The organism is Micromonospora sp. NPDC047557 (assembly GCF_043205095.1).
In the GTDB taxonomy this organism is placed as follows: domain Bacteria; phylum Actinomycetota; class Actinomycetes; order Mycobacteriales; family Micromonosporaceae; genus Micromonospora.
Genome location: NZ_JBIDDK010000019.1, coordinates 69,204 through 81,145, shown reverse-complemented (window position 1 = coordinate 81,145; position 11,942 = coordinate 69,204). Strand labels below are relative to the sequence as shown.

The 11,942-nt window shown below is 69.0% G+C and carries 12 protein-coding genes and 1 pseudogene; 11 read left to right on the top strand and 2 right to left on the bottom strand.

Annotation, left to right across the window (positions count from 1 at the left end; genetic code table 11):
* Positions 1–78 precede the first annotated feature (78 nt).
* The 3 genes and pseudogenes from ACGGAQ_RS30175 to ACGGAQ_RS30165 all read left to right on the top strand — a co-directional run bounded on the left by ACGGAQ_RS30175 (position 79) and on the right by ACGGAQ_RS30165 (position 1,701).
* Positions 79–252: a hypothetical protein gene (locus tag ACGGAQ_RS30175; RefSeq protein ID WP_393055056.1), complete on the top strand. Its 174-nt coding sequence runs from the start codon at positions 79–81 to the stop codon at positions 250–252.
* Between the two features lie 599 nt (positions 253–851).
* Positions 852–1,103 (top strand): annotated as a pseudogene (locus tag ACGGAQ_RS30170) (IS5/IS1182 family transposase); the annotation flags it as partial.
* A 115-nt stretch (positions 1,104–1,218) separates the two neighbouring features.
* Positions 1,219–1,701 carry a GNAT family N-acetyltransferase gene (locus ACGGAQ_RS30165; RefSeq protein ID WP_393055054.1) on the top strand — a complete coding sequence of 161 codons (483 nt, stop codon included), beginning with the start codon at positions 1,219–1,221 and terminating at the stop codon, positions 1,699–1,701.
* 174 nt (positions 1,702–1,875) lie between these two features.
* Here the strand turns inward: ACGGAQ_RS30165 and ACGGAQ_RS30160 are convergent, their stop codons facing one another.
* Together ACGGAQ_RS30160 and ACGGAQ_RS30155 are read right to left on the bottom strand one after the other, a co-directional pair.
* Complete coding sequence (locus tag ACGGAQ_RS30160) at positions 1,876–2,091, bottom strand: hypothetical protein (RefSeq protein ID WP_393055052.1); 216 nt, start codon at positions 2,089–2,091, stop codon at positions 1,876–1,878.
* Positions 2,092–2,989: 898 nt separating this feature from the next.
* Positions 2,990–4,063: an alkene reductase gene (locus ACGGAQ_RS30155; protein WP_393055050.1), complete on the bottom strand. Its 1,074-nt coding sequence runs from the start codon at positions 4,061–4,063 to the stop codon at positions 2,990–2,992.
* Positions 4,064–5,177: 1,114 nt separating this feature from the next.
* On the opposite strand from ACGGAQ_RS30155, the gene ACGGAQ_RS30150 reads away from it, so the two are divergent.
* From ACGGAQ_RS30150 to ptsP, 8 genes are read left to right on the top strand one after another with little or no spacing between them, the layout of a single operon-like run.
* Positions 5,178–5,939: a DeoR/GlpR family DNA-binding transcription regulator gene (locus tag ACGGAQ_RS30150; RefSeq protein WP_393055048.1), complete on the top strand. Its 762-nt coding sequence runs from the start codon at positions 5,178–5,180 to the stop codon at positions 5,937–5,939.
* Complete coding sequence (gene pfkB, locus ACGGAQ_RS30145) at positions 5,936–6,844, top strand: 1-phosphofructokinase (RefSeq protein ID WP_393055046.1); 909 nt, start codon at positions 5,936–5,938, stop codon at positions 6,842–6,844. Before ACGGAQ_RS30150 ends, pfkB begins: the two co-directional genes overlap by 4 nt.
* Positions 6,845–6,904: 60 nt before the next feature.
* Complete coding sequence (mtlA, locus tag ACGGAQ_RS30140) at positions 6,905–8,065, top strand: mannitol-specific PTS transporter subunit IIC (RefSeq protein ID WP_393055044.1); 1,161 nt, start codon at positions 6,905–6,907, stop codon at positions 8,063–8,065.
* A gap of 4 nt (positions 8,066–8,069) precedes the next feature.
* Positions 8,070–8,378 (top strand): PTS lactose transporter subunit IIB, encoded by a 309-nt coding sequence (locus ACGGAQ_RS30135; protein WP_347662826.1) that lies wholly within the window; start codon positions 8,070–8,072, stop codon positions 8,376–8,378.
* A complete protein-coding gene (locus ACGGAQ_RS30130; protein WP_393055042.1) occupies positions 8,371–8,805 on the top strand; it encodes a PTS sugar transporter subunit IIA in 435 nt (144 codons plus the stop codon). Before ACGGAQ_RS30135 ends, ACGGAQ_RS30130 begins: the two co-directional genes overlap by 8 nt.
* Positions 8,802–9,842 carry a zinc-dependent dehydrogenase gene (locus tag ACGGAQ_RS30125; RefSeq protein WP_393055040.1) on the top strand — a complete coding sequence of 347 codons (1,041 nt, stop codon included), beginning with the start codon at positions 8,802–8,804 and terminating at the stop codon, positions 9,840–9,842. Before ACGGAQ_RS30130 ends, ACGGAQ_RS30125 begins: the two co-directional genes overlap by 4 nt.
* 9 nt (positions 9,843–9,851) lie before the next feature.
* On the top strand, positions 9,852–10,127 hold the full coding sequence (locus ACGGAQ_RS30120) for an HPr family phosphocarrier protein (RefSeq protein ID WP_393055038.1): 276 nt from the start codon (positions 9,852–9,854) through the stop codon (positions 10,125–10,127).
* Positions 10,120–11,796, top strand: coding sequence for a phosphoenolpyruvate--protein phosphotransferase (gene ptsP, locus ACGGAQ_RS30115; protein ID WP_393055036.1), 1,677 nt, complete (start codon positions 10,120–10,122; stop codon positions 11,794–11,796). The genes ACGGAQ_RS30120 and ptsP overlap by 8 nt, the downstream gene beginning before the upstream one ends.
* The last annotated feature ends 146 nt before the right edge of the window (positions 11,797–11,942 follow it).

Genomic DNA, 11,942 nt, shown 5'->3' with positions numbered 1-11,942 from the left:
GAGAAGTGCCGGAGACGTGGTGGACCTCGGCAGGTGATCATCTACTGGGAGTGCGAAGAGGACCTACGGTCGCGATCGATGGCAGCGTTCGAAGCCCGAAACCTCAACAGCCCTGACCTTCCACGCAGGGCCCGCGCTCAACAGGTGATGGGAGAGGCGCTGGTGGCCATTCTGTCGGGAGCGGGCTACGAGGCTGGTTTGGGTGCGCATCTGGATCCCAGCAGCGTGTGGGTACGACGCCAGTCCAACTGACAAGTTTGGCCCCTCACCGCGTCTAGTGATCCAACGTCGCTTGGTTCAAGCGGACGAAAACTTGACGGCACTGTGTCGGAACCCGCCTGACCTGACACCGATGACCAGCCCTCTGACGACCGTGCGACGCTGGAGTCCGGCCGGACTGCGTGGCAGAAGAAGCCCTTGACGATTCGCGGTAACGAGTCCGGTAACGCCGCGGACCACAACGGGAGGATGAGGCGGCAGAGCGCGACACGTGACAACATGTCGAGGCGTCGCTCTTGTCTGATTCCGTGGACGTATCATCCGATCCTGATATGCCGTGACAGAATCGTTGTAAAACTGGGGGTCAAGGGGTCGTCGGTTCGAATCCGGCCGTCCCGACAAACGAAAAGCCCTGACCAGCGGAAACGCTGGTCAGGGTTTTAAGTTTGTCTATGGGGTTTTGAACCGCCCCCCGAAAACCCCCCGTTTGCTGGGGTGGTCGGCAACCAGGTTCGTCATCCGTGCGCATCGTTGGGCATCGGGGGTGCGGTGCGCCGCCGCTCCCCGTGGTCGGTGCCGAGTCGCTCGAGGATGTCGGAGACGTCCGGGGCTTGGGCGGGCCTGCATCGGGCCGGACCCGGCCCGGTCATGTGCTGGCAGACAAGGCGCACTCGTCCAAGGCGATCCGCGGTCATCTGCGCCGCCGCGGGATCGGCGCGACGATCCCGATCAAGGCTGACCAGGCCGCCGACCGACGCAAGAAGGGCTCGAAGGGAGGCCGTTCACCGAAGTTCGACCCCGAGCGGTACAAGCAGCGCAACATCGCCGAAGGCTGTATCAACAAACTCAGGCAGTTCCGCGCCGTGGCCACCCGCTACGACAAACGGGACTAGGGGACTAGAAGTATCGGGCCACCGTGGACATCGCCACGATGACGATCTGGGTTCGCGACCTGACCCGAGGACAGCCCTTGGCTCGACCGTCGGCCACACTCGCGGTGTGACGACAGTAGAGCCAATAACCTCCACCCACCCGGCGTTCAATCAGGTCGCTGCGCTGTTCGACGACTACCGGGCGCACTACGGCCAGCCGTCAGCCCCTCAGAACACCCGATCCTGGCTGCACGAGCAGGTCACCCAGCACAGGCTCACCGCAGCGGCCGCCATCCGTGCTGAGGAGGTCTGCGGTTTCATCACAGTCACGATCATGCCGGCCTCGCTCATGTTGGGCACCGCATGGTCGATCCGCGACCTCTACGTGACGCCGGGCTGTCGCCGTACCGGTATCGCCAACGCGCTCCTGCAGCACGTCATCCGCATCGCGGGTAACGCTGGCGCGCATCGCGTCTCACTCCAGACTGAGACCGACAACGTCCCAGCTCTGACGCTCTACACCGAGATCGGTTTTCAGCCTGTCACCGGCCTGGAACTGCTCAACTTCACCTTGGAACCTACTCGCCAAGATCCAGGAAACACCGCCTAGGTACGAAAGCCCAAGCGGTGCCCTAACTCGATTGCGGGCAGCAGCCGGGGGTCAGGGTCTGTGGATCATGCGTGACGTGAAGGGCGGCCCGCGTCCGGTGTGGTGAACGGGTCGGCGCCGGCGGAGGAGTCGGCTGACCTGGTGTGGTTGGACGCCGCGGTCGCGAGCGGTGAACTAGCCGTCGGTGGGAACGGGTTCCGGTCGATGGTCTTTGCTGCGGTTCACGCGAACCGCGCCGGCCCGGTCGTGCGCCGTCTTGTCCGGCTGGCTGGTGACCCGCGTCCTTCTGTACGGCTCACGGTGCTGACGTTGCTGCATGATGTCTTCGCCCCCGGCGGCGGGGATCCCGTTGCGGATGTCGCGGCGGTCGCTTTGGCGGATCATGACCACGCGGTCCGGCGTGCGGCGTGTTGGCTGTTCGTTGCTTCCGCTGGTGTGGATCGCGCGGCCGATGCGTTGTCGTCGGCGTCGGATCTGGTGGTTCGGGTGGCGTTGGCGGAAGCCATCTACTCCGAGCTGCCGCAGCGTCCCGATGAGGACAGGTGGCCGTGGTTGGTCGCATGGATGAGGCGCGACGAGTTGCCTGCCGTGCGGTTTCTGGGGTCGTTGGCGGCGATGTTCACGGCGAGCCCAGAGGATTGGGCCGGGTTGGATGCGGCGGTCCGCGAGGACTTGGATGCAGCGGCCGGGGCGCTCGGCGGGCAGGGCGGTCGCAGCACGTGGGGTGCGGGGCGGCGCTGGGCTGCTGTTCTCAGCCGCCTCGACAGGGAAGAGGACTCGTCCTCGGGTCGGCGCCGCGGAAGGCGCGTCGCGACGAGCTTGGCCGCAGCGCACTGCAGCGAGCGAACGCCGCGGCCCAGCTTAGATGGGCCGCCGGGAGGCGGTTCAGGTGCTGTACTGCCGACGTAGCGAGCAATCTCGGTGGGTCGTCTTCGAAGGTGGTTGAGGCTGGCCACCGCCGCATCTTTGGTCCACACAACCACGAGACTCAGCGGTGGCTGCTCCATGCCCACGGACAAACCACACCGCCACAGCAGGTCAGAACGGATGTCCTGCTGGGAGTACTAGCTTTCCTGCCCGCCGTCAAGCGGCCGGAGACCCGCCAGCGAAAGATCGGCGAGTTCGTCGCGATGCTCGCCCGGCAGGAGACGATCCACCCGCAGAAGGCCAGGCCCGCCACGTCGCCGTGATCGACCGCCGGCCGGGCCGGGCAGGGTGCCTCGGCCACCGCGCGGCGAACCGTCCAGGCCGGCGGTCACCGGCCGGCCCGGACGGTTCGCCGCCGGGCCTACTGCTCCAGCGTCGGGTAGTCGGTGTAGCCACGCGGGCCCGGCGTGTAGAAGGTGCTCTGGTCCGGCTCGTTCAGCGGCGCGCCGATCTCCCACCGGCGGGGCAGGTCCGGGTTGGCCAGGAAGTTCCGGCCGACCGCGACCAGGTCGCCAAGGCCACCGTCGACGATGCGCTCTGCGTCCGCCCGGGTGGTCACCGAGGCGAAGCCGTCGTTGGCGATGAACGGGCCCCCGAACCGGCGCCGCAGGTCGACGATCAGGTCGCTCGTCGGGTCGGCCAGGGCGTGCAGGTAGGCCAGGCCGAGCGGCGCGATCGCGTCGACCAGCGCGCCATAGGTGGCGGCCACGTCGGCCGCGTCCTCCTCCACCACGCCCTGGATGTTGTGCGAGGGCGAGATCCGGATGCCGACCCGGTCGGCGCCGACCGCCTCGACGACGGCCCGGGTCACCTCGATCACCAGCCGGGCGCGGGCCTCCGGGGAGCCGCCGTACCCGTCGGTCCGCAGGTTGCTCGACGGCGCCAGGAACTGGTGCAGCAGGTAGCCGTTGGCGGCGTGCAGCTCCACCCCGTCCAGGCCGGCATCGACGGCGTTGCGCGCCGCCCGGACGAACTCCTCGACGATCCCCGGCAGCTCGTCGCCGCGCAACTCCCGCGGCACCGGGTACGCCTTCATCCCGTCGCGGGTGAAGATCTCGCCCGGGGCGGCGATGGCACTGGGCGCCACCGATTCCAGGCCGCCCTTGTTGTCGGGGTGGCCGATCCGACCCACGTGCATCAGCTGCATGACGATCTTTCCGCCGCCCGCGTGCACGGCGTCGGCGACGGCCCGCCAGCCCTCGACCTGCTCGGCAGAGTGGATGCCCGGCGTGTCCGCGTAGCCCTGGCCGACGGCACTGGGCTGGGTGCCCTCGGTGATGATCAGGCCGGCCGAGGCGCGTTGGCCGTAGTAGGTCGCCGAGATCTCCTGCGGCACCTGATCCTCGCCCGCGCGGTTGCGCGTCAACGGTGCCATCACGATCCGGTTGGTCAGTTCCAGCTTGCCCAGGGTGAACGGGCTGAACAGGACTGTCATCGTGTCTCCGCTTCGTCGTCGAACGGACGTCTTGGATACGCTGGCGTCCCGGCACTGATCAACTGGATAGCTCGGCCGACGATTCCCGGACGCGCCGTGACGCACGTCTCGGACCCTGGCCCCGTCGGTCCCAGGAAGGGTGGGACCTGGTTGCGCCCGCCCGAGGCGGGCACCGTACGAGGTGCCGGCGGGCGCTCGGTTTCGACGCGGGAGTTCACTGCATAACGCTCTGACCTGCCGCTTCATCTGCGTCCTGGATGGAGCGGCATTCTTGCTCTTGATTGCGTGTCAAGCGCTGCACCACGCCGTCGACGAGGACCCAGCCTGATCGACGTTCTTGACCTACCGCCCGGGCGCAGCGCGGTACGCGCCGCGGAGCATCCACCCGCGGTAGACGGCGGAGCCGCCGGCGGGCACGGCCGTGATCGCGCGGTGCGGCTCGTCGCGGGTCAGCTGCGGATGGCGAGGAAGCTGGCGGGATCGCAACGATCGATCTTGATCCGGCAACGGTCAAGTCGTTGGAGCGACTTGATCGGGACCCGAATTTTGTGCGGATGTTCTCGCTCGCGAGTGGCGCGCTGAGAGAATTCTGCGTCAAGAACGGCCAGCGATAACCCCGAGGCCCTGATCCATGCGTTCAAACTTCGGAGGGTTCGACGCGTTGAACGCGAGACGGAGCAGGGGTGCACCGAGGTCGATCGACAGGTAGACCCGTGACTGAAACTGTGCCATCGCCCGGTACGACCCCGGTTCCATCCTCCTGCTGATCGCTGTCGAGGCGGCCCGAGCACCTCCTCGCCACCGGCAGTGTCACGATCAGCGTCGAGACCATTCGTCGGACCTGAGCGAGCGGGGCGTGTCCTAGGAGGCCACCAAGAGGTGGAAGGCCACCACCGGCCCCGGCTTCACGACGAGGAGATGCCGCGTCCTTGACTGGGCCAGGGCTACTGCCAGCGCAAACGAGCTGCCCGCAAGCCTCAGAAGAAGCCCTGCGCTGCCTTACCTTCTGCTCCGGTGCTGGCCGGTGTGGCTTTCTGTGGTCTATCTCTTGACTTTCCCTACAGTCGGGCGTAAACAAAGCACAAGCAAAAGGAAACGGCGGTGAAACAACAAGATGTACGCCGAAGAACGACAGCAGGAGATCCTTCGCATCGCCCGGGATGTGGGCCGGGTCGAGGTGGCTGGCCTGGCCGACGGGCTCAACGTGACGGCGGAGACCATCCGCCGAGATCTCACCATCCTGGAGCGGGCCGGGGTGCTGCGTCGGGTTCACGGTGGAGCGATTCCGGTCGAACGGCTCGGGTTCGAGCCCGCGCTGGCGGCGCGGGACGCGGTACTCGTCGAGGAGAAGGAGCGCATCGCCAAGCTCGCCCTGAGCGAGGTGCCGGAGGAGGGCGCCATCATCCTCGACGCCGGCACCACCACCGCTCGGCTGGCCCAGCTACTGCCGGTCGACCGAGAGCTGACAGTCGTGGTCAACTCGCCGGTCATCGCCACGACCCTCGGTACCTATACCAACCTCAACGTCCTGCTGTTGGGCGGACGGGTCCGGGGAAAGACCTTGGCGACCGTGGACGACTGGGCGCTGTCGCCGTTGGCGGACCTCTACGTCGACGTCGCATTCGTCGGGACCAACGGCATCTCGGTCGAGCGTGGATTGACCACCCCGGACCCGTCCGAGGCGGCGGTGAAGCGGGCGATGGTCGGTGCGGCCCGCCGTACGGTGGTGGTCGCCGATCACACCAAGCTCGGCAACGACTATCTGGCCCGGTTCGCTGAGCTGGCCGACGTCGATCTGCTCATCACCGACAGCCGTGCCGACGTCGATCTGGTCGGTGACCTGGAGTCCGCAGGTGTCCGAGTGGTACGCGCATGATCGTCACCGTCACCCTCAACCCCAGCCTCGACCGGGCCGTGGAGGTCGACTCCCTCACCCGGGGCGAGGTCATCCGGGCTGCCACCGCTCACCTTGACCCCGGCGGCAAGGGCGTCAACGTATCCCGTGCCCTGCTGGCCAACGGGGTGCCTTCGGTAGCGGTGTTGCCGTCCGGCGGTGACGAGGGCAACCAGCTCATCCGCCTGCTCGAGGCCGAGGGTGTGGAGGTCCTCGCCGTTTCGATCTCCGGACGGACCCGTTCCAACATCACCCTGGCCGAGCCCGACGGCACGGTCACCAAGATCAACGAACCTGGCCCGGCCCTGTGCCGCGCCGAGTTCGACGAGGTGATCGACCGTGTGCTCGCCCGCGCCACCGGTGCCGACTGGGTCGTGCTGTGCGGCAGCGTCCCACCCGGCCTGCCCGCCGACGCGTACGCCCAGTTGTGCCGGAAGCTGCGCGCTGCCGGAGTCAGAGTCGCCGTCGACACCAGCGGTCCGGCGCTGCGCGAGGCCGCCCTGGCCGGGGCCACCCTGCTCAAACCCAACCGCGACGAACTGGCCGACGTGGTCGGCACCCCGCTGAAGGACCTCGACGATGTGGTCGATGCCGCCCAAACCCTGCGGGCATGGGGAGCTGGCACCGTCGTGGCCAGCCTCGGCGCTGACGGCGCTGTCCTGGTCGACGCCGAAGGGGTTCGCACCGGCACCTGTCCGGTCGCCCGACCCCGTAGCACCGTCGGTGCCGGCGACGCGCTGCTCGCCGGGTTCCTCGCTGCGGGCGCGCAGGGTGCCGCTGCCCTCGCTGAGGGCCTGGCCTGGGGCGCCGCCGCGGTGAGCCTGCCCGGCAGCCGGATGCCCGGGCCGGCGGACCTGTTCCGCCACGACGTCACTATCCACACCTAGCCGGACGACCTTCTTCCCCCTGCGGCTGTCTGGACCGCCCCTCATGAAGGAGATACCCCCGTGACCTCCTCTTCCTACACACCAGAGGTAAAGGGCCAGGGCCCCAAAGCCACCGTGCAACGCCTCGGCGGCTATTTGGCCGCGATGGTCATGCCCAACATCGGCGCGTTCATCGCCTGGGGCCTGATCACCGCACTGTTCATCCCGACCGGCTGGCTGCCCAACAAGACCCTGGCCGAACTGGTCGGCCCGATCATCAGCATCCTGCTACCGGTCCTCATCGGCTACACCGGCGGCCGGCTGGTCCACGGCCAGCGCGGTGCCGTCGTGGGCGCGGTGGCGACCATGGGCCTCGTCGTCGGCGCGGACGTGCCGATGATCCTCGGCGCGATGATCATCGGGCCGCTCACGGCCTATGTCCTCAAGCTGTTCGACGGCCTGGTGGAGAACAAGATCCGCCCCGGCTTCGAGATGCTCGTCGACAACTTCAGCGCCGGCATCATCGGCGCCGGGATGGCCATCGGCGGCGTCTACGGCATCGGCCCGGTGGTCGAATGGCTCACCAAGCAGGCCGGCGCGGGCGTCGACTGGCTCGTCGGCAAGGACCTGCTGCCGCTGACCTCGGTGCTCGTCGAACCCGCCAAGGTGCTCTTCCTCAACAACGCCATCAACCACGGCGTATTCGGCCCGCTGGGCATCGCCGAGGCCGCCGACAAGGGCAAGTCGATTCTGTTCATGATCGAGTCGAACCCCGGCCCCGGCCTCGGTCTGCTGCTCGCCTTCATGGTCTTCGGCCCCCGCGCGCTGCGGCCCAGCGCTCCGGCCGCGATCATCGTGCAGTTCCTCGGCGGCATCCACGAGATCTACTTCCCGTACGTGCTGATGAAGCCGAAGCTGATTCTCGCCATGATCGCCGGGGGTGCGGCCGGCGTCGGCACCTTCGTCATCACCGGTGCGGGCCTGGTCGCCACCCCCTCGCCGGGCAGCATCTTCGCCTACCTCGCGGTCACTCCCAAGGGTGGCCACTTCGGGGTCATTCTCGGCGTCGTGATCGCCGCCGCCGTCACCTTCGCGGTCGCCTCGGCCCTGCTCGGCTTCGGTCGCGGCGAGCCCGCAGCGGACGCTGTCGGCCCGGACGAGGAGACGGCTGTCGGCCCAGCCGAGGAAAGGGTCGTCGACCCCGACGAGACCCTCGACAAGTCGGCGAAGCAGGAGGTCTGAACCTATGCCCACCATCAACGGCACCGAGATCAAGAAGGTAGTCGTCGCCTGCGACGCCGGCATGGGCAGCAGCGTGATGCTGGCCAGCCAACTTCGACGGCAACTGGCCAAGAGCGCGGTGACAGTCGAGCACACACCTGTCAACTCGATCCCGGCGGACGCCGACGTGGTCATCTGCCACCAGGGGCTCGCCTCGCGAGCCAGGGTCAGCGCGCCCGACAAGGTGATCGTGCCGATCCAGGTGTTCATCGGCGACCCGGCCGTCACCAGAGTCGTGAACGCGGTGCAGCGTGGCGGTGAGCTGAGTGGCTGAACTGCTGGCCCGTGACGCGATCCGGCTCGACGAGCGGGCCGGATCGCGGGACGAGGCGATCCGCCGCTGCGGCGCCGTACTCGTCGAGGTCGGCGCGGTCGCCCCGGCGTACGTGGACGCGATGCTCGCCCGCGAGCGGAGCGTCTCCACGTACATCGGGGAGGGCGTCGCCATACCGCACGGCACGCTGAACAGCAAGGAGTCGGTCCAGCGCGACGCCCTCGCGGTGCTGCGCTTCCCGGACGGCGTCGACTGGGACGGCTTCGACGTGCGGGTCTGCGTCGCCATCGCCGCGGCCGGCGACGGGCACGTGGACATCCTGGCCCAACTCGCCTCGGTGCTGATGGACCCCGCGCAGGCGCAGCGGCTACGAGAGTCGACGAGCGCCGATGACGTGATCGCTATCCTCGAAGGGAACCCCTCGTGAAGGTTGTCCGATTCCACGCACCCGGTGACGTCCGCATCGAGGACGCGCTCGAGCCCACGCCAGGCCCCGCCGACGTGAAGATCCGCGTCCGCGCATGCTCCACCTGCGGCACCGACGTGAAGATCTCCCGCTTCGGCCACCACCACATCGCCCCGCCGCGCGTCATGGGCCACGAGATCGCTGGCGAGATCACCGACGTCGGTGACGACGTCACGGGCTGGCGGCCGGGGGACCGGGTCCAGGTCATCGCCGCCATTCCCTGCGGTACGTGCGCTGAGTGCCGGCGCGGCCGGATGACCGTCTGCCCCAACCAGGTGTCGATGGGATACCACTTCGACGGCGGGTTCGCCGAGTACCTGGTCGTACCGCACAACGTCCTCGCCGTTGACGGGCTCAACCGGATCCCCGAGGGACTCAGCTTCGCCGAGGCGTCCGTCGCCGAACCTCTCGCCTGCGTCCTCAACGGCCAGAACCTCGCCGGTGTGGGGGAGGGCGACGACGTTGTCGTCGTGGGTGCCGGGCCGATCGGCTGCCTGCATGTCCGCCTGGCCCGCTCGCGCGGCGCGGCCCGGGTGTTCCTCGTCGACCTCAACCGCGAACGCCTCGACCTGGCCGCCAACCTGGTCCAGCCGGACGCGTCGATCTGCGGCGCCGAGACCGACGTCGTCGACGCGGTGCTCAAGCTCACCGAGGGGCGCGGTGCCGACGTCGTCATTACCGCCACGGCCGCCGGCGCCGCCCAGGAGCAGGCGGTGCAGATGTCCGCGCGGCAGGGCCGGATCAGCTTCTTCGGCGGCCTGCCGAAGGACAAGCCGGTCATCTCCCTGGACTCCAACCTCGTGCACTACCGCGAACTGACCATCGTCGGCGCCAACGGCTCCAGCCCCGAGCACAACAAGGAAGCGCTGCGACTGATCGCCGACGGCTCCGTCCCGGTCGCCGATCTCATCACCCACCGCTTGCCGCTCGACCGCGCCCTCGACGCCTTCGGCATCGTGGCGCGCGGCGAAGCGATCAAGGTGACGATCGAACCGTAGGAGGATCCGTTGCCCACCCGAACAGTCCTCGTCGGCTCCGCCAGCGGGCTGCACGCCCGCCCGGCGGCGCTGTTCGTCGCCGAGGCGGCGAAGCAGCCGGTGCTGGTCACCATCCGCACTGGCGACAAGAAACCCGTGCCGGCCCGCAGCATGCTCGCCGTGCTGTCGCTCGGCGCCAAGAAGGGCACCGAGGTCACCCTGGAGGCCGACGGCGACGGCGCGCAGGACGCCATCGACACCCTGGCTGACCTCATCGAACGTGATCTGGACGCCGCCGATGCGTGAACTTCGGGGGATCGGAGCCAGCCCCGGTGGTGCGGCGGGGCCGGTCTACCGGCTGGCCCCACCTCCGGCCCTGCCGCCGTTGGCGCAGACCGTTGATCCCGAGGCCGAGAAGGCGGCCGTGCGGGCGGCCGTCCTCGCCGTCGCCGCTGACCTGGCCCGTCGCGCCGACACCGCCCTGGACGCGACCGCCGCCGAGGTCCTGCGCGCTCAGATGATGATGGCGCAGGACGAGACGCTCGTCGACGCCGCCGACATCGCCATCGACGGCGGTGTGGACGCACCGCACGCGATCACCGACGTGCTCGCCGTGCATCGGGCCGCCTTCGAAGCCGCGGGCGGGTACCTCGCCGAGCGGGTCAGCGACCTCGACGACCTGCGGAACCGCCTCGTCGCCGCGTGCCTGGGGCTGCCGATGCCGGGCGTGCCGAACCCGGGCCACCCGTACCTGCTCATCGCCCGCGATCTGGCGCCCGCCGACACCGCCGGCCTCGACCCGGCCCTGGTGCTGGGTCTGGTCACGGCCGAGGGCGGGCCGACCAGCCACACCGCGATCCTGGCCCGGACACTCGGCATCCCGGCCGTGGTCCGCTGCGCGGGCATCCTGGACGTGACCGACGGCGCGCTGGCCACTCTCGACGGCGCGAGCGGCGTCGTGGTGGCCGGCGTCTCCGCCGAGACGGTGACCACTGTCAACGCGGACCGACTCGCCGAGATCGAACGCCGCGCCCGATCCCAAGGCCCGGGGCGGACCGCAGACGGCCATCCCATCGCGCTCCTGGCCAACATCGGCTCCGCCCGCGACCTCACCGGCGAGGTGGAAGGCGTCGGCCTGTTCCGCACCGAGATGCTCTACCTCGACCGCGACGACCCGCCGTCGCACGAAGAGCAGGTTGCCGCGTACCGCGACGTCTTCGCCGCGCTGCCCGGCCGCAAGATCGTCGTGCGTACCCTCGACGCCGGCGCCGACAAGCCGCTGCCGTTCCTGCGTCTGGTCGATGAACCCAACCCTGCGCTGGGCATCCGCGGTCTGCGGGTCGCGCGGCAGACCCCCGCCGTGCTCACCACGCAGCTGGCCGCGATCGCGACGGCGGCTGCAGCGGCGGACGCCGACGTGTGGGTGATGGCGCCGATGGTCGCCACGGCGGCGGAGGCGGCCGCGTTCACCGAGTCCTGCCGCGAGCACGGCCTGTCAACCGCCGGCGTGATGATCGAGGTGCCGGCCGCGGCCCTGCGTGCCAGCCAGGTGCTGTGCCACGCGGACTTCCTCAGCATCGGCACCAACGATCTAAGCCAGTACACGTTCGCCGCTGACCGCATGTGCGGCGACCTCGCCGACCTGCTCGACCCGTGGCAGCCCGCGCTGATCTCGCTCCTCGCCTCCTGCGCGGCAGCCGGCATTGAGGCGGGCAAGCCAGTTGGCGTGTGTGGAGAGTCCGCCGCGGATCCCCATTTCGCACTGGTACTGGCAGGCCTGGGCATCACCAGCCTGTCCATGGCACCCCGCAGCATCCCGGCGGTGCGCGAGTCCCTGGCCGCGCACACCCTGGACGAGTGCCGCCAGATCGCCAAGGCGGCCCTGGCCGCCCCCAGCCCGGAGGCAGCCCGGGCTGCGGCGGCCGGTGCTTCGCGCCAACTCCCGCTGGGCGGCGGCACCGGATCGCCTTGGTGATAGTCAAGCTGGGCGCTAATGCTCCAGCCGCACTTTCCTGATTTAGTGTTTCGGCAGCTCATCGGCGTGATCGACGTTCGAGTTGTGCCGACCGCGTAGCTGCGGATGTCGATACTATTCGGCGGCTGGCTGGGTGATCGCGCTGT

Excerpts from the sequence above, each read along its gene's own strand:
- ACGGAQ_RS30175 (WP_393055056.1), top strand. The coding sequence starts at position 79 with ATGGCAGCGTTCGAAGCCCGAAACCTCAACAGCCCTGACCTTCCACGC.
- ACGGAQ_RS30155 (WP_393055050.1), bottom strand. The coding sequence starts at position 4,063 with ATGACAGTCCTGTTCAGCCCGTTCACCCTGGGCAAGCTGGAACTGACC.
- ACGGAQ_RS30150 (WP_393055048.1), top strand. The coding sequence starts at position 5,178 with ATGTACGCCGAAGAACGACAGCAGGAGATCCTTCGCATCGCCCGGGAT.
- pfkB (WP_393055046.1), top strand. The coding sequence starts at position 5,936 with ATGATCGTCACCGTCACCCTCAACCCCAGCCTCGACCGGGCCGTGGAG.
- ACGGAQ_RS30135 (WP_347662826.1), top strand. The coding sequence starts at position 8,070 with ATGCCCACCATCAACGGCACCGAGATCAAGAAGGTAGTCGTCGCCTGC.
- ptsP (WP_393055036.1), top strand. The coding sequence starts at position 10,120 with ATGCGTGAACTTCGGGGGATCGGAGCCAGCCCCGGTGGTGCGGCGGGG.